Raw genomic sequence first — 24,554 nt, forward strand, 5'->3', positions numbered from 1 at the left:
CAACTGGGGGGTGAGTTTTTCCGGTCACGGTGTGCTGGTGACTGACGTCATGGGCACGGAGCGCGTTGTGGCTAGGCATTTTGTTGGCGCAGCCCCAGGAGTGCCGGCTATGCAGTCACCGGCTGCATTCGGGGTTGGCGGCCATGTCGACCCTGACAATTCGCGGTCTCGACCAGGAGGTACCCGCCCGGCTTCGCGAGGCCGAAGCCCGGGCGATCTTGAGGGCAGGGGTCGGGTCTCAGCGCTGGGCTGCTTGCTGCGCCACCCGCTCCAGCCGGTTTCGGTAGTCCTCCCACCACGCCTCGTCGCCCGGCGCCATGTTTTCGTTGCCGTCTCGAAGCCCGACGGCCCCGTCGATGAGTTCCCGGACGATGTCGGCATGACCGCCGTGCCGCTCAGTCTCGGCGATCATGTGCACCAATACCCGGTGCAGCGTCACCTCACCCCGGTCGCTCGGCCACCACGGAACTCGCCCAACCGCGTCCAACGCAAGCTCGTTGATCGTCGCGTCCGAATGCGCCCATACGCTGCGGTACAGCCCGACGATCTGGTCGCGGGATTCATCCGCGGTCGCCCACATGTCCGCGTTGGGTTCGGCGTCCTCGGCAAGCCAGGGGAGCTGTTCGGAGGACGGGCGCCCGAACGTTTCACCGAAATACCCGAGCTCCACGCTGGCGACGTGTTTGACCAGCCCCAACAGGTTGGTTCCCGTCGGTGTCAGCGGACGGCGGACGTCGCGCTCACCGAGCCCGTCGAGCTTCCACAACAGGGCCTCACGGGCGGCCTGGAGGTAACGATGGAGGTCCGCCTTCTGATCAGATCCGGTCATGCCGGACACCCTGCCACCAGACGCCGACAGCGCCTCAGAACTAGAGATCACTGAACCCCGCCAGCTTCAGCACGTCACGCAGCATCGCCGGTTGAGGTTGCCGGTGCAGGTGTTCTGCAGAGGTGAACGGATTCACGGCAAAGTCCGCATCATCGACGCTCGTCGCTGGCCTCGAGGAGCTCTTCGACCAGAAACTCAGGCCGACAACGGCTGGATCCGGTCCAACGTGTCAGCGAGGACGTCTTTCTCCCGCTCCAGGTCGTAGCGGGACTGAAGATTCAGCCAAAACCTCTCCGATGTACCGAAGAAGCGTGCGAGCCGCAGCGCGGTGTCAGCCGAGATCCCACGCTTGCCGTGCACGATCTCGTTGATGCGGCGTGGCGGAACGCCGATCGCGACTGCCAGCCGGTGCTGAGTGACGCCGAGCGGCTCCAGGTACTCCTCGGCCAGGACCTCTCCGGGATGAACCGGAGGCATGACGAACTCGTCAGACATCCTCGTTTCCTTCAGTGATAGTCCACGATCTCGACGTTCTCCGGACCAGCGGTCGTCCACTGGAAGCAGATGCGCCACTGCTGGTTGATCCGAATGCTGTACTGGCCGGCTCGATCACCATTCGGCTTCTCCAACCGGTTACCAGGGGGAACCCGCAGGTCCTCCATGGTCTCCGCCGCATCCAAGACAACGAACGGCACCGAGATCATCCGATTCTCGCCCGCACCTTCGCCTGCTTCAGCACCGACCGCAGCATCGCCGGTGTGAGCTTGCCGATGCAGGTGTCCCGCTGGCCCTGTGAACGGGTTTACGGAGATCCGCCAGTTGTTTCGTCGACGGATGGCCGGCGCGCCTTCTCACCCGTGGACGACGACCACCCGCTGATCCTTGGGCCGATCGACTTCCTCGACGAGCCGGTTCAGATCATCAGGATCGCTGGTAAGGAGCACCACCGGACGGACGAGGCCAAGCGCGGTAGCCGCCACCACAGCATCGATGGCACAGCGATGCCCGGACAATCCGGTGGCGCCGAGCAGCTCGCCCGCAGCTCGTGCAACGTCCGAAGTTACCGGCAGAACCGAAATCCGCGACAGCACGCGATGCACGGAGGCATCGCGCCGACCGCCACGGAGCACCTCAGTAAGCGTGATGGCGCTGACCACGACTCTGGCACGGCGAGCACGCGCGGTTTCCAGGTACGCACGTGCGCGTGCATCGCCGCTCGCAAGCTTCGACAAGCCTTCGCTGTCAAGGACAAGTGCGCCGCCCGCCGCTATTGAGCGTCCGGCCATGCCGCCCTCGCCTCCGCCAGCACGTCCTCGGGCACCGGGCCATGCTCGGCCTCAAGGAGGTCAGATAGTTCAGCGAGGAGATCCAACTCCAGCTGCCTTGCCACTGCGTCTGTCACGTAGTGACTGAACTCGCCTCTTCCTACGCGTCGCTGCACTGCTGCGGTGAGTTCCTCGGGCATGGACACGCTGACCTTGCGAGCCCTCCCCAGCGACCGCACGTTGCTCGCCATGCTTGTGTCCTGGGATTCCTCGAAACCAGCCGAACGCTTGCTCAGCTCGTGGTACCCGCTGAGCAGCGCCGCCACGCGCTCAGCGAGGTCGACCGTCTCTCGGGCGTGGCGAGCGGGCGGGTCGTCGGGGGCGAAGTCGTGAGGCATCGCACTCATAGCGCCATGCTACCGCCGGTAGCAACCCAGGGGCTAACTCGCTTACGGTTTACTCCAGCCCCGTCAGCTCCTTCACCCGCTCCAGCACCGACCGCAGCATCGCCGGATGAGCTTGCCGGTACAGGTGTTCTGCTGGCTAACGTGAACGGTTTTGCGGAGTACCCCGTTCGGCCTTGGCTAGTGCGCAGGTCCGGCCGGTGCTAGCATTGCAGTCATCGACAGCATCCGGAGGCGACTCATGCCGACCTTGACGATCCGCGGTTTAGATGACGAGACCCATGCACGACTCCGGGTCCAGGCAGCGCAGCACGGACGCTCGATGGAGGCCGAGGTCCGGGCGATCCTGCAAGCCTCGGTGGCGCCATCTGCTCCCGCTCACGGCCTGGGCAGTCGCATCCACGCCCGGTTCGCGGGCCTCGGTGAGCCCGAAATCGAACTCCCCACCCGGAACGAACCCCCTCGTGCAGCGGACTTTGAATCGTGATCGTTCTCGACACCAACGTCCTTTCGGAACTCACCCGTCACACACCTGAAGCTGACGTACTGGCGTGGCTTGATTCGCTCCCCGCGACAGAGGTAGCGACAACCGCGATCACTGCCGCCGAACTGCTGTATGGCGTATCCCGGCTTCCCGATGGGCAACGGAAGACATCGCTGACAGCGGCGGTTCAGGCACTGATCGACGATGACTTCCACGGGCGTGTCGAACCCTTCGACGCACCAGCGGCAGCCCATTACGCCGTCGTAGTCAGCGAACGCGACAAGCTCGGCCGCCCCATCAGCGCCGCTGACGCTCAGATCGCAGCGATTTGCCGTGCGCGTGGAGCAGTGCTGGCTACCCGCAACATCAAGGATTTCGAGGAGACGGGAGTCGAGCTCGTGAATCCCTGGGGCAGCCGCTAAATCGCGCAACGATCCACGCCAGAGCCAGGACGGCCAGTTTCAGATCCCCGCCAGCTCCGTCGCCCGCTCCAGCACCGACCGCAGCATCGCCGAGGTGAGTTTGCCGATGCAGGTGTCCTGCTGGCAGAGATGGACGGATTCACGAACCAAGTCCGAATCATCGACGCTCATCGCAGGCTTGGAGCAGCTCTTCGACGAGAAAGACTGTCGACTCGATCGCAATGTCAGGGTCTTCGGTTCCGGTCACGGCGCTGGCCGCGAGCGCAGCTACCGGGCCATCACCTTGGGTGCCATGTTCGCGTAGCGCGGCGAGCGCAGACCGGGTCACTTCTCCTGCCATCTCGTCGGCCGCAAGCAGTTGAAGACGTTGTGCGACCTCTCCCATGTCGACGACACGAAGTAGGCGCAGTACGTCCAGCCCATCTTTCGGCTTCAGACGTCGCGGGGTGGCGCGTCGTTCCTCGATCTTGACGATCTTCGCTACAAGAAGAGCAGCCGGGCCGGCGACACGCAGATGCGTGTGGCGATCGTCGTCGGGCTCGAACGATTGAATCTCGTGTGATTCGTTGTCGATGAGGGCTGGTTCAAGTCCCCGCGCTCTCCGGGCCGCCCACCTTCCGTGCACCGGCAGCCGGGCGCCCGCTTCCCTGGACCACTGAGCGCCTCCGGAACCATGAGGTCGACGGCAACCGCACCCTGCCCTCGCCAGGTTCCAGGGTCGGTGTCGCGGACGAATCCAGCTCGGTGCAAAGCGTCTTCGAGCAGCGGTTCGCCGGCAAGACGATTCGGTGCAAGCGCGACATCCGCGTCGGTTGTCGTCGGCGCCGTCGCCAAGTCCGCGTCACCGGTATGAAAGTAAACCGCTTGGGCACCAACGAGCACCATCGCATCGAGGTGCGCGCGCAGCGCAGTCAAAGCGTCGAGCAGCACCGAACGTGCAACGACGTACTCGTGCGGGATCGTTCGCTCGGTCACGCGGTCCACCTCGGGTCTTTTTCCGCCATGAGATTCATCAACTGATCGGCTTCCTCTGTTGACCTGCCCGGGCCGGTCAACAGATCTGCGACCACTTGTGGCGCGGCCGCATACCTAATGCCGCCCTCAACCCGACTTCCCCTTGTGAGCGCGTCGTCGAATGGCCGCACCAGCAAGACATTCGCACCTCGGTTCGTTGTTCTCAGACCGATGTTCCGCGCCAGTTTCCTTGGCTGATTCGCGTAAAGAACCAGAGTGGTCAACGGGGCGACCGACAGAACATCAGCAGGTAGGTAGGTACGTGCGGCGGCGGAACCGGTGACGACGTATTGGTCTTCACTTGACCTCAGCCCGTCAAGCGCATGGGCCAAACCCCGCGGATCCACTGCTTGTTCAACCTTGTTCGAGCTGGTGAGACCGTAATCGTCAGTCCACCGGTACACGAGGGGCCGTCTTCTCACCTCGGAGATCACCTTTCCGGCACCGCGTTCAACCAGCCCTTCCCTGTCGAGAAGATCCACCACTCGGGCACTGGTTGCGGCACCGACCTCGGCCCGCATCGCCAAGTCGCGCACTCCTACGGGCAGCTCTATTTCCAGCAGGCTGCGTACGATCCGAGCAGCTCCGGGTCCACGCAGCGACTTCAACCGACGATCCGCCGGATTCGAGAACGGGTTGCGATCAGCCCCGGAACGTTGGATGAGCACGCTCGGCCGGTCCAAGGCCAACCTCATGTTTCCCGTGCCGTCGAACCACCCAATCCCTGCCTCGCCAAGACGCTCACGGGCTAACGGGGAGATGAACGGCGCAACGAAAAGGATCGCATCGCCGGAGGCAGCAACCCTCATGTTCTGCATCTGATGGAACGACGCCTGCACCGCTCGCGGCTCGGCTGACGCCTTGACTTCGACAACCACGGTCGCATGACTGCCGTCCGGCGCGTCGACCCGAAATACGGCGTCGAGCCGATACTTGCCATGCTTCGGCTGGTGCTCCACGGTCAGGCTCCACGCCGCAGGAAGCGCCAGACCGATCGCCTGTTCTAACTCCTCGATCAGCTCATGTTCGGTCGTTCCAGAAAATGCATCGTTCCGCGACACGCGGATCAGACTATTTTGCGGAACAACCTCGCCGCAAGCTCCATCGCCCAAAGGAGTGTGTTCAGGCATCCCCTGCCAGCTGCTTCGCGCGCTCCAGCACCGAGCGCAGCATCGCCGGGGTGAGTTTGCCGGTGAAGGTGTTCTATACGTGAACGGGTTTACGGAAGTCACCCGCCGCCTTCGCCTGATCTCTCCGCGCGGTCACAAGGATCGCCTCAAGGACCCATTAGCCCAGGCACAAAGAGACCCGGCCCCTCGCAAACCAGAGAACCGGGTGGTCTGACAGCCGCTATACCGCCAGGAGTGATTGTGTTTGAGGTCAGCGGGCGAAACAGCGCCCGTACCAAAGCAGCGCCGGAAGGAAGTCAGGCCGACAGTGGCTGAATGCGGGCTAGCGTGTCAGCGAGGGCGCCCTTCTGTCGTTCCAGGTCGTAACGAGACTGCAGGTTGAGCCAAAACCGTTCGGACGTGCCAAAAAACCGCGCTAGCCGCAGCGCCGTGTCAGCGGAGATCCCGCGTTTGCCGTGGACGATTTCGTTAATGCGGCGCGGCGGAACGCCGATCGCGACGGCCAGCCGGTGCTGGGTCACGCCAAGGGGCTCAAGATATTCCTCAGCCAGGACCTCCCCAGGGTGAACCGGCGGCATGACGATCTCGTCAGACATCTTCGCTCCCTTCAGTGGTAGTCCACGATCTCGACGTTCTCTGGCCCGGCAGGCGTCCACTCGAAACAGATGCGCCACTGCTGATTGATCCGGATGCTGTACTGGCCGACCCGATCTCCACTCAGCTTCTCCAATCGGTTACCAGGAGGGATGCGCAAGTCCTCCACGGTCTCCGCAGCATCGAGGATGGCGAGCTTACGCAGAGCCGCTCGCTGGACATTCGGGGCGAGGACCCGTGAACGGCGACGGTGCCATACGCGCTCGGTCTCCTTGTCGGCGAAAGATCGCAGCATCAGTTTAACGTAGCACGTTAATAACGGCAAGCGTTATGCGACTGGCAGTGCCGGACCTCAGCGAAAGCCTGCCAGTTCCTTCGCGCGGTCCAGTACCGAGCGCAGCATCTCCGGGGTGAGTTTGCCGGTGAAGGTGTTCTGCTGGCTGACGTGGTAGCAGCCGAGGAGGTGGAGCGGGGCGCCGCCGTCGGCGGCGGGCAGTTCCGCGTGGGCATTGTGGCCGAACTTCGGGCGGGGTCTGGGCAACTGCCAGGCGGTGTCCCTCAGGACCGGCATCAGGGCCTGCCAGCCGAAAGCGCCGAGCACCACGATCACCCGCAGCGTCGGGCGCAGCAGGCCGAGTTCGCGGGCGAGCCAGTGGCGGCAGGTGTCCCGCTCGGCCGGCGTCGGTTTGTTGGCCGGCGGGGCGCACCGGACGGGCGCGGTGATTCTGGTTCGGTGCAACGTCAAACCGTCGCCGAGGTGCCGGGCTTCGGGCTGCGATGCCAGGCCCACGTCGTAGAGCGCCCGGTACAGCACGTCACCGGAGCGGTCGCCGGTGAACATCCGGCCGGTCCGGTTCCCGCCGTGCGCGGCGGGTGCCAGCCCGACGATCGCGATCGCCGCGTCGGGTGGGCCGAAGCCGGGCACCGGTCGGCCCCAGTACTGCTGGTCCCGGAACGCCGCGCGCCTGACCCGCGCGACCTCTTCCCGCCACCCGACCAGGCGCGGGCAGGCGATGCAGCGGGTGACCCGCTCGTCGAGGTCGGCGAGGCGCTCGGCCCTCGGGGCGGCGGTGGCGGGATCCTCGACCGGATCGGCGATCAGCTGGGAGGTCACGTCGGGCACGTCCCAAAAGTGACAGATAACCCGTTCGATGGCACGTAATGTGGGCGGCATGTCAGGCAGCGAGGACAAGACCGACGAGGTCAACCAGGGCGCCACCACCCCGGCCGAGCCGGTCGATGATCTGGTCAGCACCCATCACACCGTCACCGTGGACGGCGCGGAGCTGGCCTACACCGCCACGACCGGCCGGATCGTGCTGCGCGAAGAGGTCCACACCGACGGCAAGTTCGACGGGTACAAGCCCAAGGCGGAGGTGTTCCTGACCTCCTATGTGGCCGACGCCGAGCCCGGCACCCGGCCGGTGACGTTCGCGTTCAACGGCGGTCCTGGATCTTCCAGCGTGTGGCTGCACCTGGGACTGCTCGGCCCCCGCCGGGTGCTCTCCGGCGACGCCGGCGACCTGGCGCCCCCGCCGTATGGGCTGGCAGACAACCCGGAAACCCTGCTGCGGCAAAGCGATCTGGTGTTCATCGACCCGGTGTCCACCGGATACTCGCGGGCGGTCGAGGGCGGCACGCCGGGCGATTTCCACGGCTACCAGCGGGACATCGAGTCGATCGCCGAGGTGATCCGGCTGTGGACCACCCGCAACGGCCGCTGGATGTCGCCGAAGTACCTGGCCGGCGAGTCCTACGGCACGCTGCGCGCCGCGGCGCTCGCCGAGCACCTCCAGTCGCGGTACGGGCTGTATCCGAACGGCCTGCTGCTGATCTCGTCCGTGCTGGACATGGGGACGATCCGGTTCACCGGGGGCAACGACCTGCCGTACTCCCTCTACCTGCCGACGTACGCGGCGATCGCGCACTACCACGGCAAGCACGGCGACCGGCCGCTGCGGGAGGTCTTGGACGAGGCCGAGAAGTTCGCCGCCGAGGACTACCCGTGGGCACTGGCGCGCGGTGCACGGCTGAGCCCTGCCGAACGCGAGGACATCGTTCGGCGGGTCGCCGAGCTGTCCGGGCTGTCCGAGGACTACGTCGACCGCGTCAACATGCGCATCGAGCACGTACGGTTCTTCACCGAGCTGCTGCGCGACCGGCGGCAGACGGTCGGCCGGATGGACGGCCGGTTCACCGGCTGGGAGCCGGACGCCGCCGGGGAGCGTTTCACCGACGACCCCAGCATCTCCGGCATCCGTGGCTCCTACGCCGCGGCGATCAACCACTACGTGCGGGAAGAGCTCGATTACGCCAGCGACCTGCCGTACGAGACGCTGTCCAGCCGGGTATACCCCTGGTCTTACAAGGAGTTCGAGGGCGCGAGCGTGTCCGTCGTCGACAAGCTCGGCGCGGCGATCCAGGCGAATCCGCACCTGCGGATCCACGTCGGCTGCGGCTACACCGACGGCGCGACCCCGTACTTCGCGGCCGAGCACGTGCTCGCCCAGCTGCCGATTCCCGAGCGGCTGCGGGAGAACATCGACGTCCGCTACTACCCGGCGGGTCACATGATGTACGTGCACGAGGAATCCCGGCTCCAGCAATCCGCGGACCTGGCGGAATTCGTGACCGAAGGCCGTCCATAGTGGATGGTCTCCCCGAGTGAGCAGACGGCCCCCGCCGGTCCGCCGACCTCGAGCGCGCTAGACGTAGAGATCGCGCCCCATGTAGCATGTGTGCTACATGGGGATCTACTTCTACTACGGAAGGCACTGGGGTCATGACAGTCGCTGACCAATCGGAGGCACCACCGCCACCGGTGCACTTACCCGCCGCGGATGCCGTGCTCGACGTCCGCGATTTGCGGATGCGATACGGCACGACCGACGTCCTCAAGGGCGTCAGCTTCACCGCGCGCCGCGGCGAGGTGGTGGCGCTGCTCGGGCCGAACGGGGCGGGCAAGACCACGACGATCGAGATCCTGGAGGGCTTCCGGATGCGCTCCGGTGGCCACGTGGAGGTCCTCGGCACCGATCCGGCCCACGGCGACGAGCACTGGCGGGCCCGGCTCGGCGTCGTGCTGCAATCCTGGCGCGACCACAGCAAGTGGCGGGTGCGGGAACTCCTGGCGCACCTGGGCAGCTATTACGCGCCGTACTCCACCGAGGGCGCCCCCAGGCCCTGGGACATCGACAAACTGATCGCGGCGGTCGGCCTGACCGAGCACGCGGACAAGCGGTCCGGGCAGCTCTCCGGCGGCCAGCGGCGCCGGCTCGACGTCGCCATCGGCATCGTCGGCCGCCCGGAACTGCTGTTCCTGGACGAACCCACCGTCGGCTTCGACCCGCAGGCCCGGCGCGAGTTCCACGACCTGGTGCATCGGCTCGCCGACGATGACAACACCGGCATCCTGCTCACCACGCACGACCTGGACGAGGCCGAGAAGCTGGCCGACCGCATCCTGATCCTGGCCGGCGGCCGGATCGTCGCCGACGGCTCGGCCGACCAGCTATCCCGGCAGGTGGCCGCCGAGTCGGAGGTGAAATGGACCCGCGACGGCCAGCGCTTCGTGCACTCGGCCGCCGACGCGACCCGGTTCGTGCGGGACCTGTTCGCGCAGCACGGCGACGCGATCAGCGACCTTGAGGTACGCCGGGCCACCCTGGAAGACACCTACATGGCGATGGTGCGCGCCCACGAATCCGGGCACGGCGACGCCGCCGCACTGACCTTCGGCGCCGAGGAGGCCACCCGATGAAGGCGAACGCGGTGCGCACGGGCCTGCACCGGGGTTGGATCGAGTTCCGCCAAACCCTGACCACCGCGCAGGACCTGTGGGGCTACCTGTTCCCCACCGTGATCCTGCTGGTGGTGATGTCCTTCCAGCGCGGGTCCACTGTGGGCGGTTTCTCGCTGGGCGCGATGACGCTGCCGGGCGTCCTCGGCATGAACATCGGATTCTCCGGGCTGATCACGGTCGCCCAGCAGCTGACGGTCGAGCGCGAGGACGGCACCCTGCTGCGCGCCAAGGCCACCCCGGACGGCATGCTCGGCTACCTGATCGGCAAGATCACGCTGGTCGGCGGCATGTCGCTGCTCAGCCTCGCGGTCATCCTGGTGCCCGGCCTGCTGATGTTCGACGGCCTGTCCACCGGTGTCGGGGCATGGCTGACCCTGGCCTGGGTGCTGGTGTTGGGGCTCGTCGCGACGATGCCGATCGGGGCGATCATCGGTTCGCTGTTCGCCAACCCGCGGAGCATGGGTCTGATCATGCTGCCGATGATGGGGCTGATCGCGATATCCGGGATCTTCTACCCCATCACCGGGTATCCGGAATGGTTGCAGTGGATCGCGCAGGCGTTCCCGATGTACTGGCTGGGGCTCGGTATGCGCTCGGCGCTGCTGCCGGACGGACTGGCCGCCGCCGAGATCGGCGAGTCCTGGCGGCACCTGGAGACCGTCGGGGTGCTCGGCCTGTGGGCCGTGATCGGGTTCGTGGTGGCTCCGATGGTGCTGCGCCGGATGGCCCGGCGCGAGTCCGGATCGAGCGTGGCCGCGCGGCGCGAGAAGGCCATGCAGCGCGTGCGGTGATGCCGGCGGAGGAGACATGAGCGAGACGATCTACAACCGCATCGCGATGCTGCGGGCCGAACGCGGGATCTCCCGCCGGGAGCTCTCCGAGTCGCTCGGCGTGCACTACCAGACGGTCGGGTACCTGGAGCGGGGCGAGTACAGCCCGAGTCTGCATCTGGCGCTGCGCATCGCCGAGCACTTCGAGGTCCCGGTGGAGGTGGTGTTCTCGATCCGGCCGTTCCCCCGGATCGGCACCCGAGAACGCTCCGCCTGAGGTTCAGCAGGTCGGATCGACGCGCGCGGGGCGCCCTTGACCGGGTTGGTCAAGGGCGCCCCGCACCTGGTGGAACTCACGTGGCGGACACGACGCGGGGTCGTTCTTCGGCGAAGTGGCACGCAGCCGGATGGGTGCCGAGGCGGACCTTCAGCTCCGGAACCCGCTCGGCGCAGATGTCCTGCGCCTTCCAGCAGCGGGTGCGGAAGCGGCAGCCCGACGGTGGGTTCGCCGGGCTCGGGACGTCGCCGGTCAGGCGAATCACCTCGCGCCGGCCCCGCATCGCCGGGTCCGGCACCGGCACCGACGACAGCAGCGCCTGGGTGTACGGGTGTTGAGGGTGCTCGTAGATCTGCTCGTCCGAGCCGATCTCCACGACCTTGCCCAGGTACATCACCGCCACCCGGTCCGACAGGTGGCGGACCACCCCGAGGTCGTGCGCGATGAACACGTACGACAGTCCGAACTCCTGCTGCAATTCACCGAGCAGGTTCATCACCTGCGCCTGGATGGAGACGTCCAGCGCGGACACCGGCTCGTCGCAGATGATCACCTTCGGCCGCAGCGCCAGCGCCCGCGCGATGCCGATGCGCTGCCGCTGACCGCCGGAGAACTGGTGCGGATAGCGCTGGATGTGCTCCGGGTTGAGCCCCACCACCTCCAGCAGCTCCTGCACCTTGCGCCGCCGCTCACCCTTCGGCGCCACCTCCGGGTGAATCTCGAACGGCTCCCCGACGATGTCGCCGACGGTGCGCCGCGGATTCAGCGAGGTGTACGGGTCCTGCAACACGATCTGCAGGTCGCGGCGCAACTTGCGGAGCTCGGCGCCGCGCATCTGGAAGATGTCCCGGCCTTCGAACAGGGCACTGCCGCTGGTCGGTTTCTCCAGCCGCATCAGCACCTGCGCCAGGGTCGACTTGCCGCAGCCGGATTCGCCCACCACGCCGAGGGTTTCGCCCCGGTTGAGATCGAACGACACCCCGTCGACGGCCCGTACCTGCCCGATCGTGCGCCGGAACACCACGCCCTGGGTGACCGGGAAGTGCTTGACCAGGTCCCGCACCTGGAGGATCGCGTCAGCCACGGCTCATCAACTCCTCCGCGAAGTGGCAGGCGCTGGCCCGCCCCAGACCCAGTTGGTGGTAACCCGGAACCTCCTGGCGGCACCGTTGCTCGGCTCGCGGGCAGCGCGGGTGGAACGGGCAACCCGCAGGCACCGCCAGCAGGCTCGGCGGCAGCCCCTTGATCGTCTCCAACTCCTGCCCCTTGAGGTCCAGTCGCGGGATCGACCGCATCAGGCCCTCGGTGTACGGGTGACCCGGCTGCCGGTACAGCGAATACGCGTCCGCGGCCTCCACGATCCGCCCCGCGTACATCACCACGATCCGGTCCGCGACCTCGGCGACCACGCCCAGGTCGTGGGTGATCAGGATGAGCCCCATGCCGCGGTCTCGGCGCAGCTGATCGAGCAAGTCCATGATCTGGGCCTGCACCGTGACGTCCAGGGCGGTGGTCGGCTCGTCGGCGATGAGCAGGTCCGGGTCCAGCGCCAGCGACATCGCGATCATCGCGCGCTGCCGCATGCCGCCGGAGAACTGGTGCGGGAATTCCTTCGCGCGCTGCTTGGCGTTCGGGATCTGCACCTGGTCCAGCAGTTCGACGGCCTTGGCGGTGGCGTCCTTCCGGGACATGCCGCGGCGGGTGCGCAGTTGCTCGGCGATCTGAAACCCGACGGTGTAGACCGGGTTCAGCGCCGACAGCGCGTCCTGGAAGATCATCGCCATCGATTCGCCACGCAGTTCGCGGCGCCGATCGTCGGACGCGCTGAGCATGTCTTCGCCGCGGTACCGGATCGCCCCGCCGGTGATCACGCCCGGCGGGATGTCCAGGATGCCCATGATGGTCTGCGCGGTGACGCTCTTGCCGGAGCCGGACTCGCCCAGCACGGCGAGGGTTTCACCGGCGTCGACGTGATAGCTGACGCCGTTGAGGACCTTGGCCACGCCGTCCCGGGTGCGGAACTCCACGTGCAGGTCCTCGACCTCCAGCAGCCGCTCCGCCGGGGCCTTTTTGTCCACAGTAGACAAAGCGGTTTCTCCCTACCTGTGCTTCGGGTCGAGCGCGTCGCGCACGGCGTCGCCGAGCATCACGAACGCCAGCACCGTGACCACCAGGAACGCCGCCGGGAACAGCAGCAGATGCGGCGCGGCCTGGATGTAGTAGCGCGACTCGGCGATCATCACGCCCCACGACACCACCGGGTCGCGCAGGCCGATGCCCAGGAACGACAACGTCGCCTCGGCACCGATGAACCCGCCCAACGCGATCGTGGAATACACCAGCACCGGTGCCAGGCAGTTCGGCAGCATGTGCCGCAGGATGATCCGCGGCGCGCCGGCCCCGAGCGCCCGAGCCGCCTTCACGTAGTCCTGCTGCCTGGCCGAAATCGCCGCGGATCGCATGATGCGCATCGCGATCGGCCAGGACAGCACCGCGATGGAAAGCACCACCTGGGCGATGATCCGCGGCGCGCTGGGCGTGACCACCGCGGCGTTGAAGGTCGTCAGGATGACGATCGCACCGAGCACGAACGGCAGCCCCAGGAAGATCTCGGAGAACCGGGACACCACGTTGTCCAACCAGCCGCCGAAGTAGCCGGCCATGATGCCGATCGTGCCGCCGAGCAGCACCGTCAACAACGTCGCCAGCAGGCCGACGGAGATCGAGGTCCGGGTCCCGTAGATCGCCCTGGCGAAGATGTCCCGACCGAGGTTGTCGTAGCCGAACCACGCCGCGGCGGAGGGCTTCTGCCGGGACTTCGACAGGTCCACCCAGGACGGGTCCACCGAGGTGAACAGGCCGGGGAACGCCGCGATGAACAGCAGCACCACGATGAGCACCGAGGCAATGATGAACAGCGGACGTTTGCGCAGGTCCCGCCATGCGTCGCCCCACAGGCCGCGGGGCTTGTCCGGCTTGGTTCCGGTCGAGCCGGGGGTCTCCGGCATCGGCGCCTCCGGCCCCGTCGGGGACGGGCCGGAGACCAGGCTGGAAGCGCTTTGGTCAGTCATATCGGATCCTCGGGTCGAGAACCGCGTAGAGAATGTCCACGAGCAGGTTCATCAGCAGGTAGACCAGCACCAGCAGGGTGACGATGCCGGTCACCGTGGTGCCTTCCTTGGTCAGGATCGCCTTGTAGATCAGCCCCCCGATGCCGCGGATGTTGAACACGCCCTCGGTGACGATCGCGCCGCCCATCAGGGTGCCGAGGTCGGTGCCCAAGAACGTGATAACCGGGATCACCGAGTTGCGCAGCAGGTGCACGCCGACGACGCGCCGGGATCCGAGGCCCTTGGCCACCGCGGTTCGCACGTAGTCGGCGCGGCGGTTCTCCATCATGCTGGTCCTGGTCAACCGGGCGACGTAGGCCATCGACAACGAGCCGAGCACGAAGCCGGGCACGATCAATTCCCCGATCGACGGGTTCGAACTCACCGTGGGTCTGATGATGCCGAGTTCGCTGCCCAGCACGATCTGCAGCACGAAACCGGTGACGAACACCGGCAGCGAGATCAGGAACAGCGTCGACACGAGCACCAGGTTGTCCAGGAACCCGCGGCCGCGCAGCCCGGTCAGGATGCCGGCCAGCAGGCCGATGACCCCCTCGATGATCAACGCGACCAGCGCCAGCTTGATCGTGATCGGGTACGCCTGCTGGATCAGCGTCCCGACCTGCACCCCGGCGTAGGTTTCGCCGAAATCACCCGTAAGCAGCTTTCCGAGGTACTTGAAGTACTGGACGATCAAAGGGTCGTTCAGGTTGTACTTCTCATGCATTTCAGCGATGTAGGCGGGCGGGCAGCCCCGGTCACCGCACTTGCCGGCGAACGGGTCGCCCGGAATCGCCCAAACCAGCAGGTAAATGATCAGCGTGGTCCCGATGAACACCGGGACCAGTTGCAGCAGCCGCCGCAACACGTAGCGACCCATTCGGGCCTCCTCATCACAGCCAGCGCGCTACCCGGCCTGCCGGGTCGCGGCGGGCCGGGCACCGGCGCGGTTTCACTGGTTCAGGCGCACCGTGGTCAGGTCGAGTTCACGGTAAGCCTTGACCTCGCCTTGGGCGATCCGCTCGGAGAAGCCGTACTGCACCGGTTGCACCCACAGCGGGATGACCGGCAAGTCCTCGCCGAGCAGCTTCTCCGCGTCCCCGTAGGCGGCCGTGGCCGCCTCCACCGTCGGGGCCGCGTTCGCCCGGTCCAGCGCGGCGTCGAACGCCGGGTTGCTGTACTTGTAGTCGTTCGACGAAGCGTCCGTCCGGTACAGCTGCGTCAGGAAGGTCTCCAGGTTCGGGTAATCGGCCTTCCAGCCGGTTCGGAACAGGCCGGAGAACTTGAACGCGTTGGCCTTCTGCCGGAACTCGCCGAACGTCGGGGTCGGGACGAACTGCGTCTCGATGCCGAGGTTCTGCTTGATGTTGGCGGCCACGGCCTGGACCCACTCGTTGTGCCCGCCGTCGGCGTTGGTCTCCACGGTCAGCACGCCCGGGAATCCGCCGGCCTCCTGCAGAAGCTGTTTGGCCTTCGCCGGGTTGAACTCGCAGGCCTCGCCGCATTGCGCCGGCCGGTACCCGTCGACCGCCGGGGTGGCGAAGCCGTCCGCCGGGTCACGGCCACCGGAGAACACCTGCTGGGTGATGGTCTTGCGGTCGATCGACATCGAGATCGCCTTGCGGACCAACGGGTTCTTGAACTTCGGGTCGTAGATCGGGAAGCCCAGGTTCTGGGTCAGCAGGCCCGGCTTCTGCTTGGCGCGGTCGCCGAGGTCCTGCTTCCATTTGTCGCCGACCAGCGCCGAGGCCGGGATCGCGTCCAGGAAGTCCAGGTTGCCGGAGACCAAGTCCTGGTACGCGGCGTCGAGCTGGTCGTAGACCTTGAACGTGGCGCCCTTGATCTGCGGCTTGTTGGCACCCGCGTACCGGTCGTAGGCGGCCACCTTGAGCTCGGTGTTCGGGGTGCGGGACTCGTACTTGAACGGCCCGTTGCCGATCGGATGCGTTTCAAAGCCCTTCGGGTCCTTGAAGAACGAGTCGGGCAGCGGCATGTAGGCGGAGTACCCCAGCAGGACCGGGAAGATCGTGAACGGCGACTTCAGCCGGACCGTGAAGGTGTTGTCGTCGATCACGTGCAGGCCGGACAACTTGTCCGCGGCCGGCTTAGGGGCGTGCGCCGGGCCGTCGCCGTCCGGGTCCTTCGACTGCATCTGGTCGTAGCCGTCGATCTGCTCGTAGAAGCTCGCACCCTGGAAGCCGTTCGGACCGTAGGCGGAGTAGTTCCAGGCGTCCACGAAGTTGTGGGCCTGGACCGGGGTCCCGTCGTGGAACGTCCAGCCCGGCTTCAACTTGATCGTGTAGTTCTGGTGGTCGGTGCTCTCGATCGACTCCGCGACCGCGTTCTCCACCTTGAGGTCGCTTGCCCGGTACTGCACCAGGCCGGTGAACAGGGCGTCGATGATGAAGCCGCCGTTTTCCTCGGTGGTGTTGCCTGGGACCAGAGGATTCTCCGGCTCAGCCCAATTCAGGGTGATGTAGCCGTCCTCTCCCGAGCCGCTGCCGCCCCCGCCGCAGCCGGTGGCGATCAGCGCCACCGCGAGCGGGGCCGCGACCATAGCGGCCAAACGTCCCTTTCGCATGTAGGTCCTCCCGATTCCACGCGCGCCCCAGATTTTGCTTACCTGGGTCATCACGCGCGGCGGAACATTCACCGCCGCGTCAGATGAGCGTAAACATAAGTGAGAACCAGCTCACGGCAATGCCCTGTCACAAAGCCGTCACTTTCTGACTCGATCCAGTTGAAGCGTCACCCAAAAGGTGGAATAGACCATCCACATACCGAGAACTAGCTGATAGACAAGGCTATCCCATCCAGGATGTCGTGCTCGCTGACGGTCATCGCGGAAATGCCGGCACGTTCCGCCAATTCGTCCGCGAGCACCTTCACGACCAGCGCGCCTCCCCCGATCACATCCACTCGGCCCGGATGCAAGGCACCGATCGCGGCACGTTCGTCATGCGCCATCCGAAGCAAGCTTTCGGTGATTTGTTCGATGCGAGTCTGGGAAATATGGGAAAGGTGAATTGACGCGGGATCGTATTCAGGTAATCCCTGCGCGATGGCGGACAACGTGGTCACCGTGCCTGCCACCCCGACCCAAGTGCGCGCGCCCGAGCAGTCCACCGCGGCGAACGCCTCGTCGAGAATCTGCCGGGACACCTTCTCGGCCTCCCGGACCTCCTCGTCGGTGGGCGGGTCACTGCGCAGGCAGCGTTCGGTCAACCGCACGCAGCCGACGTCAGCGGAATACGCCGCGGCGATGTCGGCTTTCGCGCCGTCCCAGGTGCCCACGACCAATTCGGTGGAGCCGCCGCCGATGTCGGTGACGACGAACGGCCCGTCCGCCGGGTCGAGGTCGCCGACCGCACCGGTGAACGACAGCCGGGCCTCCTCGTCACCGGTGATCACTTCGGCCTCGACCCCGAGGGTTTCCCGCACCATCGCAAAGAAATCCTCGCGATTGGACGCGTCGCGGGTGGCCGAGGTGGCCACCATGCGGATCCGCTCGACGCCCTTGCGAGCGGCGATCGCGGCATAGTCGACCAATGCCGCGCGGGTGCGCTCCAGTGCTTCGTCGGCGAGCCGTCCGGTGGCATCCACGCCCTGGCCGAGCCGGACGATCCGCATCTCCCGGTGGACGTCGCGCAGGTCGTGCCGACCGTCGTCATGCACCATCACATCGGCCACCAACAGGCGGATCGAGTTCGTCCCGCAGTCGATCGCCGCAACCCGTGGCATCTGCGTCCTCCTCGCTCGACGGGCGACGCCCAGCGCGTGCCCACTGTTTCACGCTACCGCTCGCCGCTAGCCGCCATCGGCCCGCCGGAAGCCACGTCCCCAAGGCGCGGCGCCGAACGCGGCAGCGAGCCTTTCGGGCAGACATGACTGCCCGAAAGACTCAAGGTTGGCTATCGGCGGAGCATCACCGGGGCGGTGCGGTGAATCCGTCCGGAACGACGCAGGGTTCCAGCAGCACCGCGGTTTCGGACTGGACATATACGGTCTGGCCGGGCACGGCACGGTGCGGATCACTCGCCCCCGGTTGGAGATTCGTGCCCGACGACTGCTCCGAGGCGGCGAACTGACCGGCGCCGAGCACCGCCGGATCGCAGGTCTTCGACGGCGCGCTCGGCGTCGGGCTCGGCGGGTTCGCCGATTCCGATGGCGGCGCGGTGCTGCCGGGCGCGGACGCCGGCGGCGCCGAGGTCTCGGGCGGAGTCCCCGGTTGAGTCGTCGCGGGCGGCGTCGCACCCGGCGGAGTGCCGGGCTGCGTCGATCCCGGCGGAGTGCCCGGCTGTGACGACCCGTGCGGACTGCCCGGCTGGTTCGACCCCGGCGGAGTGCCGGGATCTGTAGAACCTGGTGGCGGACCGGGCTGTGTCGAACCAGGTGGCGTGCCCGGCTGGTTCGAACCCGGCGGCGAGTCGGGCTGGGACCAGCCCGGCAGAGTGCCGGGCTGGGAGATCGCGCCAGGCGGGGTGGTCGTTTCGGGCGGGGTGAGGTTCGGCGGCGACGGCGCCGGGATCTCCGGCGGCTCGACGCTGATCGCCGGTGGTGGCACCACTGGGCTCGATGTCGGCGCCAGGGGCGGTGGTTCGGCGGGCACGGGCGAGGCCGGCGGAGCTGGTGCCGGGCCGGGTGCCGGTGCGGGAGGTGGCGGTGCCAAGGCCAGCACCGCCGGACCGTCCAGCAGTCGCTCGCCCTTGAGCACGTCGTCGACCTCCGGAGCGAGCTCCGACGGCGTCGGCGTCACGCCCTTCGCATACGCGGCCGCCCAGATCAGCACCGTCCGCACGTAACTGTCGGAATGGTTGTAGCGGAACACCGCCGCCGCGAGATCCCGCGAGTTGGTCAGGTCGCCGCCCCCGCCGCAGAGGTAATGCGCCGCCGCGAGACTGGCGTCGTGGATGTTGTGCGGGCTGGCGACCCCGTCGTCGTTGCCATCGACGGCGTACTTGCGCCAGGTCGACGGGATGAACTGCATCGGCCCGACCGCCCGGTCCCACACCGGGTCACCGTCGTAGCGGCCCCCGTCGGTGTCCGGGATGGCCGCGATGTCCGCGCCACCGGAAAGCCGCGGGCCGAGGACGGCCCGCACCGTCGTGCCGAGCACGTCAATGCTGCCGGAGCGGGCGTGGCCGGACTCGATCCGGCCGATGGAGGCCAGCACCGACCAGTGCAACCCGCAGCCCCGGTCGGAACGAGCCACCTGGTTCGCGGCCTGGACGTAGGCGGCCAGCACCGGTTGCGGAATGCCCAGCGACCCGACCGGCAGGTCCACCTGCGGACCCGCTCCGGTGGCGAGTTGCTGCGGGTCGGCCGCCCGTTCCAGCACCTCAGTGCTGAGCCACGGAGCCTGCGGAAGACGCCCGCCGGCACCGAGGTCGCGCGGATCCCGCTCGCCGGCCGGTGTTTGCGGGGCGGCCAGAAACAAGCTGGGCGCGCCCATCAGCGTGGCCGGTAGCAGCAACACCGGGGTCAGCGCAGTCACCGCAACCCACTTGCGCGCCTTTCGTCGTGCCGCCCCGCAGAGCCGCGGAGCCGTCTTCCACTCGTGCTTGCCGTGGCGCTTCTTGCGAGCCGTCACTAGCCACATCCCCAGACCGAACATCACCGGACAAACCGAGACGGATCCCTGGATACACCACCGGTTAGAAGAACGCCGGATAGCGAACCGACACATCACCCGTCCGACTGGTGAACGCCTCAACCGCCCGCCCGGTTGCTCCCGACGGGCGCGCAATCGCATCGACTCCGGGCTTTTCGCGCGGTGTTTGTGCCTACCCTCCGAACATGACGCTCATCGACGAGCCGCCCGCATTCAGCACCCACCGGGTGGCGAACCAGCCACCGCCACTGGCCGGCTTCGACCCACTGGCCTGCGATCCGGCCCTCGGCGCCGCGCTCACCCTCTACGCCGTCGGTGATCTCACCGCGCTCGCACGGGAGGCGGGCTCGGCCGCAGCGCGCGAGCACGGTCGGCTCGCCAACGAACACCCGCCCGAACTGCGCACCCACGACCGCTACGGCAGCCGGATCGACGAGGTCGACTTCCACCCGTCCTGGCACTGGCTGATGTCGCGCGCGATCGATCACGGCCTGCACGCCGCGCCGTGGACGCAGGGACCGGGCGCGCACCTGCGGCGCGCGGCCGGTTTCTACCTGTGGTCGCAGGTCGAGGCCGGGCACGGTTGCCCGATCTCCATGACGTACTCCGCCGTGCCCGCGCTGCGGTACGCGCCGACGTTGGCGGATCAGTACGAGCCGAAGCTCACCGCGTCCGCCTACGAGTTCGGGCTGCGCCCGCCGATGGAGAAGACGGCGCTGCTGGCCGGCATGTCGATGACGGAGAAGCAGGGTGGCTCGGACGTGCGGGCCAACACCACGACCGCCGAACCGCTTGCCGACGGCAGCTACCGGATCGTCGGGCACAAATGGTTCACATCGGCACCGATGAACGACCTGTTCCTGACCTTGGCGCAGGCACCCGGCGGGCTGAGCTGCTTCCTGGTGCCGCGGGTGTTGCCGGATGGCAGCCGCAACGAGATCCGGCTGCAGCGGTTGAAGGACAAGCTGGGCAACAAGTCCAACGCGTCGGCCGAGATCGAGTACGCCGGGGCGATCGGCCAGCTGATCGGCGAAGCGGGACGCGGGGTTCGCTGCATTATCGAGATGGTGTCGATGACCAGGCTCGACTGTGTACTCGGCGCGGCTGCGAACATCCGGATCGCGCTGTCGGAGGCGGCCCACCACGTGCAGCACCGCAGCGCGTTCGGCCGGCGCCTAGCGGACCTGCCGTTGATGCGCAACGTCGTGGCGGACCTGGCACTGGAGTCGGAAGCCGCGACGACGCTGGCGATGCGACTGGCGGCGGCGGTCGAACACGGCGAGGACGACCTGCTGCGCTTGGCGCTGCCGGCGGCGAAGTACTACGTCTGCAAGCGCGGCCCGGCGGTGGTCGCGGAAGCGCTGGAATGCCTGGGCGGCAACGGCTATGTCGAAGAATCGGGGATGCCCCGGCTGTACCGAGAAGCGCCGCTGAGCTCTATTTGGGAAGGATCGGGCAACGTCACCGCGCTGGATCTGCTGCGCGCACTCGACAAGCAACCGTCCACTCTGGACGCTGTTTTCGTGGAGCTCGACGCCGCCTCCGGCGGCAATGCCGACTACGATGCCGCGCTGCGGCGGCTCCGCGGCGAGCTCGCCGCGCCTGCGCCCGAACGGGCGCGAGGCCTCGCGGAACTCCTGGCGCTGACGCTCCAGGCGTCGCTGCTGCTGCGCTACGCGCCCGCGCCGGTAGCCGAGGCGTTCACCGCTACGCGGCTCGTCGCTCCCGGCCGCACCTTTGGTGCGACTTCGATCCCGGGCGCCCGCGCCCTCCTCGACCGGATCGCACCGACGATCCTGCTGGGCGATTTCAACGGAAGCCGTTGAAATCGCCGCCAAGTAGGTAGCGGTGTTCGGGCCAGCGTTCGGCGATCAGGTCGATCGCCTCGTCGCCGAACGGATTGACGCCCGGCCCCTTGGCCAGGGCGTGGGCGATGTGCACGTGCAGGCACTTGACCCGGTCCGGCATGCCGCCGGCGCTGACCCGGGTGCCCAGCGATTCGAGCGCGTCACGCTCCGCGAGGTAGGACTCGTGCGCCCGGCGGTAGCGCTTCGCAAGGTCCGGGTCCTCGGCGAGCCGATCGGTCATTTCCCGCATCAGGCCCTCGGCTTCGAAGGTGGACGCGTGCGCCACCAGCTGCGGCGCGGTCAGGTAGTACAGCGTCGGAAACGGCGTGCCGTCTTCCAGCCGAGGTTTGGTCTGCACCACGGTGGGATCACCGGTCGCGTCGCGCGCCGCGATCGCGTGCAGCCCGCGCGGCGGCCGACCGAGCTGCCGCCGGATGCACTCCCGATCCGCATCGCCGATCACCGGCACGCCCGAGTTCACCGTCAAGATCCCTTTCCCATCACCGAATTCCAGAGGTTTTCGTACCACGGCACGCCATCGTCGGCGGATGCGGTGGGAGGCGGCGGCGCGGCCGGGGCCGGGACCTCCACGATGTAGGGCGTCTCGCCCGGCCGGACGTAGCCCAGCCGGGCCCGCGCTTCCGCTTCCACCTGCGCCGGGTCGGAAAGCTCTTGCTTGCGCAGTTCCAGCTCCCGGACCTGCCGGGTCAGGTCGGCCTGCTGCTGCTCTTGCGCGGCCAGCTCGGCATGTTGGCTCAGATAGGTGCGCAGCGGCACCGACACGCTCAGCGCCATCACGCAGACCAGCATGGCCAGGCCCGCGGCCCGCCTGGTCGAGGAAAGCTTGAACGCTCCTCCAGTGCTGGACTTGGGACGGGACCGGGTCGGCGCCCGCCGACCCGGCCGCTTCCCCGAGCTCCTGGCCCCATCGCGGCGGGCGCGCTCGCCGCGGCGCTCCGCCGGGGGCTCGCCCCGGTGGTTTCGCCGCTGTTGATCCGATGCGCGCCCGACCGGCATGGCTCAGCTCTCCGAGGTGAACCGCGGGAAGGCCAGCTCGCCCGCGTAGCGGGCGGCGTCACCAAGGGCCTCCTCGATGCGCAACAGCTGGTTGTACTTGGCGACGCGCTCGCTGCGGGCCGGGGCACCGGTCTTGATCTGGCCGCAGCCGGTGGCGACGGCCAGGTCGGCGATGGTGGTGTCCTCGGTTTCGCCGGAGCGGTGGCTCATCATGCTCTTGTAGCCGCAGGAGGTGGCCAGGCTGACCGCGTCCAGGGTCTCCGACAGGGTGCCGATCTGGTTGACCTTGACCAGCAGGGCGTTCGCCGCGCCCCGGCTGATGCCCTCTTCCAGGCGCTCCGGGTTGGTGACGAACAGGTCGTCGCCGACTAGCTGCACCTGCCCGCCGACCTGCTCGGTCAGCTTGGTCCAGCCCTCCCAGTCGTCCTCGGCAAGCGGGTCCTCGATGGAGACCAGCGGGTAGGCGCCGAGCAATTCCTGGTAGTACTCCGCCATTTGCTCGGCGGTGCGCTTGGCGCCCTCGAAGGTGTAGGCGCCCTCGGAGAAGAACTCGGTCGCGGCGACGTCCAGCGCCAGCACGATGTCGCGGCCCAGCTTGTAACCCGCCTTCTCGACCGCAGCGGCGATCAGGTCCAGCGCCTCGCGGTTGTTCGGCAGGTCCGGGGCGAACCCGCCCTCGTCACCCAGGCCGGTCGCCAGGCCCTTGGCCTTGAGCACCGACTTCAGCGCATGGTAGGTCTCCACGCCCCACCGCAGCGCCTCGGAGAAGGTGTCCGCGCCGATCGGCGCGATCATGAACTCCTGGACGTCGACGCCGGTGTCGGCGTGCGCGCCACCGTTGAGGATGTTCATCATCGGCACCGGCAGCACGTGCGCGTTCGGCCCGCCGACGTACCGGAACAGCTCCAGCCCGGAGGTCTCGGCGGCGGCTTTGGCCACGGCCAGCGACACGCCGAGGATGGCGTTGGCGCCCAGCCGGGACTTGTCCGGCGTGCCGTCCAGGTCGACCAGCTTCTGGTCGACCACGCGCTGCTCGGTGGCGTCCAGCCCGGACAGCTCCGGGCCGATCTCGTCCAGCACCGCCGCGACGGCATTCTCCACGCCCTTGCCGCCGTAGCGGGCGGCGTCGCCGTCGCGCAACTCGACGGCCTCGTGCTCGCCGGTCGAGGCGCCCGAGGGGACCGCAGCGCGGGTGAGCGTGCCGTCCTCCAAAGCCACTTCGACCTCGACGGTGGGGTTCCCGCGGGAGTCCAGGATCTCGCGGGCGCCGACCTGCTCGATGATCGCCACGTGTGCTCCTAACCAGCCTTTGAACTATGGACGTTGCGAACCGTCTCGGCGTTCCCGCACGCAGCGAACCGGCCGAACGCCCGACGACCGCCTACGAGCCTAACCGGGCCGGTAGAGCCGCGGACGCAGGCTCGCATGCCATCCGCGGATGGCCCCGGCGAGCCGGTGCCGGTCCGGCGTCCGCATCGTGGGCATCAGCCGGAATACCATCCGGACGGACGTCTCGGAACAGCCGATCGGCACGTAACGTTGTCCCGGCCATGACGACCAAAGGCACCGTTGAAGCGTTCCGCCGGGCAGAGGAACTGCTCGCGCAGCGCCGTCCGCTGGAAGCTCTCCGCGTCCTAGAACCCGTGCTCGACTTCGCCGCCGACAAACCAAGCGTGCAGTTGCTGCTCGGTCGGGCCTACTACTTCTCGGCCCAGCTGCGCCGCGCGGAGCACGCGTTTCTGCGCGTGCTGGAGTTCGATCCGTCGGACCACTACGCGCGCTTGGTGCTGGGCCGCACCCTGCAACGCCAGGGCCGGCTGAACGAGGCACGGGCCCAGATCAGGCTGGCCGCCACTATGCACCCGGTGCCCGCATATCAAGAAGCACTGGGCGAGATCAACGCCCACATCGCCACCCGCGGGATCTGACCTCGGTGAGTTCGCAGTCGCAAGGCGTCCGCAGTCGTCATAGCGACACC

28 protein-coding genes are annotated in these 24,554 nt (G+C 67.5%); 8 read left to right on the forward strand and 20 right to left on the reverse strand.

From position 1 onward, the window contains the following. Positions 1-238 precede the first annotated feature (238 nt). The 5 genes from BJ970_RS05385 to BJ970_RS05405 all read right to left on the reverse strand — a co-directional run bounded on the left by BJ970_RS05385 (position 239) and on the right by BJ970_RS05405 (position 2,501). Positions 239-829, reverse strand: a complete 591-nt coding sequence (locus tag BJ970_RS05385; RefSeq protein ID WP_184724467.1) for a DinB family protein — start codon at positions 827-829, stop codon at positions 239-241. Between the two features lie 195 nt (positions 830-1,024). Beyond that, positions 1,025-1,324, reverse strand: a complete 300-nt coding sequence (locus tag BJ970_RS05390; protein ID WP_184724470.1) for a HigA family addiction module antitoxin — start codon at positions 1,322-1,324, stop codon at positions 1,025-1,027. 11 nt (positions 1,325-1,335) lie between these two features. Further along, positions 1,336-1,524, reverse strand: a complete 189-nt coding sequence (locus BJ970_RS05395; protein WP_312864125.1) for a type II toxin-antitoxin system RelE/ParE family toxin — start codon at positions 1,522-1,524, stop codon at positions 1,336-1,338. A 156-nt stretch (positions 1,525-1,680) separates the two neighbouring features. Next, on the reverse strand, positions 1,681-2,115 hold the full coding sequence (locus BJ970_RS05400) for a type II toxin-antitoxin system VapC family toxin (protein WP_184724476.1): 435 nt from the start codon (positions 2,113-2,115) through the stop codon (positions 1,681-1,683). After that, positions 2,097-2,501, reverse strand: a complete 405-nt coding sequence (locus BJ970_RS05405) for a hypothetical protein (RefSeq protein WP_184724479.1) — start codon at positions 2,499-2,501, stop codon at positions 2,097-2,099. The genes BJ970_RS05400 and BJ970_RS05405 overlap by 19 nt, the downstream gene beginning before the upstream one ends. A 238-nt stretch (positions 2,502-2,739) precedes the next feature. Between BJ970_RS05405 and BJ970_RS39870 the strand changes: the two genes are divergently transcribed. After that, complete coding sequence (locus BJ970_RS39870) at positions 2,740-2,985, forward strand: FitA-like ribbon-helix-helix domain-containing protein (RefSeq protein WP_376774990.1); 246 nt, start codon at positions 2,740-2,742, stop codon at positions 2,983-2,985. Beyond that, on the forward strand, positions 2,982-3,404 hold the full coding sequence (locus BJ970_RS05410; protein ID WP_184724482.1) for a type II toxin-antitoxin system VapC family toxin: 423 nt from the start codon (positions 2,982-2,984) through the stop codon (positions 3,402-3,404). The genes BJ970_RS39870 and BJ970_RS05410 overlap by 4 nt, the downstream gene beginning before the upstream one ends. 157 nt (positions 3,405-3,561) lie before the next feature. On the opposite strand, the gene BJ970_RS05415 is transcribed toward BJ970_RS05410, so the two are convergent. From BJ970_RS05415 to BJ970_RS05435, 5 genes are all read right to left on the reverse strand, one after another. Continuing rightward, a complete protein-coding gene (locus tag BJ970_RS05415; protein ID WP_184724485.1) occupies positions 3,562-4,029 on the reverse strand; it encodes a hypothetical protein in 468 nt (155 codons plus the stop codon). Between the two features lie 346 nt (positions 4,030-4,375). Further along, positions 4,376-5,479, reverse strand: coding sequence for a GntR family transcriptional regulator (locus BJ970_RS05420; protein WP_221467044.1), 1,104 nt, complete (start codon positions 5,477-5,479; stop codon positions 4,376-4,378). Positions 5,480-5,844: 365 nt separating this feature from the next. Then, on the reverse strand, positions 5,845-6,144 hold the full coding sequence (locus BJ970_RS05425) for a HigA family addiction module antitoxin (protein WP_184724490.1): 300 nt from the start codon (positions 6,142-6,144) through the stop codon (positions 5,845-5,847). An 11-nt stretch (positions 6,145-6,155) separates the two neighbouring features. After that, positions 6,156-6,437: a type II toxin-antitoxin system RelE/ParE family toxin gene (locus BJ970_RS05430; RefSeq protein WP_184724493.1), complete on the reverse strand. Its 282-nt coding sequence runs from the start codon at positions 6,435-6,437 to the stop codon at positions 6,156-6,158. A 57-nt stretch (positions 6,438-6,494) separates the two neighbouring features. Continuing rightward, positions 6,495-7,241, reverse strand: a complete 747-nt coding sequence (locus tag BJ970_RS05435; RefSeq protein ID WP_312864430.1) for a uracil-DNA glycosylase — start codon at positions 7,239-7,241, stop codon at positions 6,495-6,497. Between the two features lie 73 nt (positions 7,242-7,314). On the opposite strand from BJ970_RS05435, the gene BJ970_RS05440 reads away from it, so the two are divergent. The 4 genes from BJ970_RS05440 to BJ970_RS05455 all read left to right on the forward strand — a co-directional run bounded on the left by BJ970_RS05440 (position 7,315) and on the right by BJ970_RS05455 (position 10,991). Next, a complete protein-coding gene (locus tag BJ970_RS05440) occupies positions 7,315-8,790 on the forward strand; it encodes a S10 family peptidase (RefSeq protein ID WP_184724499.1) in 1,476 nt (491 codons plus the stop codon). A gap of 221 nt (positions 8,791-9,011) precedes the next feature. Next, entirely contained in the window at positions 9,012-9,902 is an 891-nt protein-coding gene (locus tag BJ970_RS05445) for an ABC transporter ATP-binding protein (RefSeq protein ID WP_246471224.1), read from the forward strand. Continuing rightward, complete coding sequence (locus BJ970_RS05450) at positions 9,899-10,735, forward strand: ABC transporter permease (RefSeq protein ID WP_184724505.1); 837 nt, start codon at positions 9,899-9,901, stop codon at positions 10,733-10,735. The genes BJ970_RS05445 and BJ970_RS05450 overlap by 4 nt, the downstream gene beginning before the upstream one ends. 16 nt (positions 10,736-10,751) lie before the next feature. Continuing rightward, positions 10,752-10,991: a helix-turn-helix transcriptional regulator gene (locus BJ970_RS05455; protein ID WP_184724552.1), complete on the forward strand. Its 240-nt coding sequence runs from the start codon at positions 10,752-10,754 to the stop codon at positions 10,989-10,991. Between the two features lie 76 nt (positions 10,992-11,067). On the opposite strand, the gene BJ970_RS05460 is transcribed toward BJ970_RS05455, so the two are convergent. The 7 genes from BJ970_RS05460 to BJ970_RS05490 form a co-directional block, all read right to left on the reverse strand. After that, positions 11,068-12,075, reverse strand: a complete 1,008-nt coding sequence (locus BJ970_RS05460) for an ABC transporter ATP-binding protein (RefSeq protein ID WP_184724555.1) — start codon at positions 12,073-12,075, stop codon at positions 11,068-11,070. Then, positions 12,068-13,078 carry an ABC transporter ATP-binding protein gene (locus BJ970_RS05465; RefSeq protein ID WP_221467045.1) on the reverse strand — a complete coding sequence of 337 codons (1,011 nt, stop codon included), beginning with the start codon at positions 13,076-13,078 and terminating at the stop codon, positions 12,068-12,070. The genes BJ970_RS05460 and BJ970_RS05465 overlap by 8 nt, the downstream gene beginning before the upstream one ends. 12 nt (positions 13,079-13,090) lie before the next feature. Further along, entirely contained in the window at positions 13,091-14,062 is a 972-nt protein-coding gene (locus BJ970_RS05470; protein WP_184724558.1) for an ABC transporter permease, read from the reverse strand. After that, the gene (locus tag BJ970_RS05475; RefSeq protein WP_184724561.1) at positions 14,055-14,981 is read right to left on the reverse strand and encodes an ABC transporter permease; all 927 of its coding nucleotides are present in this window, start codon (positions 14,979-14,981) and stop codon (positions 14,055-14,057) included. The genes BJ970_RS05470 and BJ970_RS05475 overlap by 8 nt, the downstream gene beginning before the upstream one ends. Positions 14,982-15,053: 72 nt before the next feature. Continuing rightward, positions 15,054-16,682: a peptide ABC transporter substrate-binding protein gene (locus tag BJ970_RS05480; protein WP_184724564.1), complete on the reverse strand. Its 1,629-nt coding sequence runs from the start codon at positions 16,680-16,682 to the stop codon at positions 15,054-15,056. A 206-nt stretch (positions 16,683-16,888) separates the two neighbouring features. After that, the gene (locus tag BJ970_RS05485; RefSeq protein ID WP_184724567.1) at positions 16,889-17,842 is read right to left on the reverse strand and encodes a Ppx/GppA phosphatase family protein; all 954 of its coding nucleotides are present in this window, start codon (positions 17,840-17,842) and stop codon (positions 16,889-16,891) included. A 184-nt stretch (positions 17,843-18,026) separates the two neighbouring features. Beyond that, complete coding sequence (locus tag BJ970_RS05490; RefSeq protein WP_184724570.1) at positions 18,027-19,700, reverse strand: lytic transglycosylase domain-containing protein; 1,674 nt, start codon at positions 19,698-19,700, stop codon at positions 18,027-18,029. 197 nt (positions 19,701-19,897) lie between these two features. Between BJ970_RS05490 and BJ970_RS05495 the strand changes: the two genes are divergently transcribed. Next, complete coding sequence (locus tag BJ970_RS05495; RefSeq protein WP_184724572.1) at positions 19,898-21,538, forward strand: acyl-CoA dehydrogenase family protein; 1,641 nt, start codon at positions 19,898-19,900, stop codon at positions 21,536-21,538. Here BJ970_RS05495 and BJ970_RS05500 read toward each other — a convergent pair. The 3 genes from BJ970_RS05500 to eno are packed head-to-tail and all read right to left on the reverse strand — an operon-like array spanning position 21,522 to position 23,866. Continuing rightward, a complete protein-coding gene (locus BJ970_RS05500; protein WP_312864126.1) occupies positions 21,522-22,040 on the reverse strand; it encodes a DUF501 domain-containing protein in 519 nt (172 codons plus the stop codon). The genes BJ970_RS05495 and BJ970_RS05500 overlap by 17 nt on opposite strands. Before the next feature lie 2 nt (positions 22,041-22,042). Continuing rightward, positions 22,043-22,576, reverse strand: a complete 534-nt coding sequence (locus tag BJ970_RS05505; RefSeq protein ID WP_184724575.1) for an FtsB family cell division protein — start codon at positions 22,574-22,576, stop codon at positions 22,043-22,045. A 3-nt stretch (positions 22,577-22,579) separates the two neighbouring features. Further along, positions 22,580-23,866 carry a phosphopyruvate hydratase gene (gene eno / locus BJ970_RS05510; protein WP_184724578.1) on the reverse strand — a complete coding sequence of 429 codons (1,287 nt, stop codon included), beginning with the start codon at positions 23,864-23,866 and terminating at the stop codon, positions 22,580-22,582. Positions 23,867-24,126: 260 nt separating this feature from the next. On the opposite strand from eno, the gene BJ970_RS05515 reads away from it, so the two are divergent. Continuing rightward, entirely contained in the window at positions 24,127-24,504 is a 378-nt protein-coding gene (locus BJ970_RS05515; RefSeq protein WP_184724581.1) for a tetratricopeptide repeat protein, read from the forward strand. The last annotated feature ends 50 nt before the right edge of the window (positions 24,505-24,554 follow it).

The sequence above is a fragment of the Saccharopolyspora phatthalungensis genome, assembly GCF_014203395.1.
GTDB lineage: Bacteria > Actinomycetota > Actinomycetes > Mycobacteriales > Pseudonocardiaceae > Saccharopolyspora > Saccharopolyspora phatthalungensis.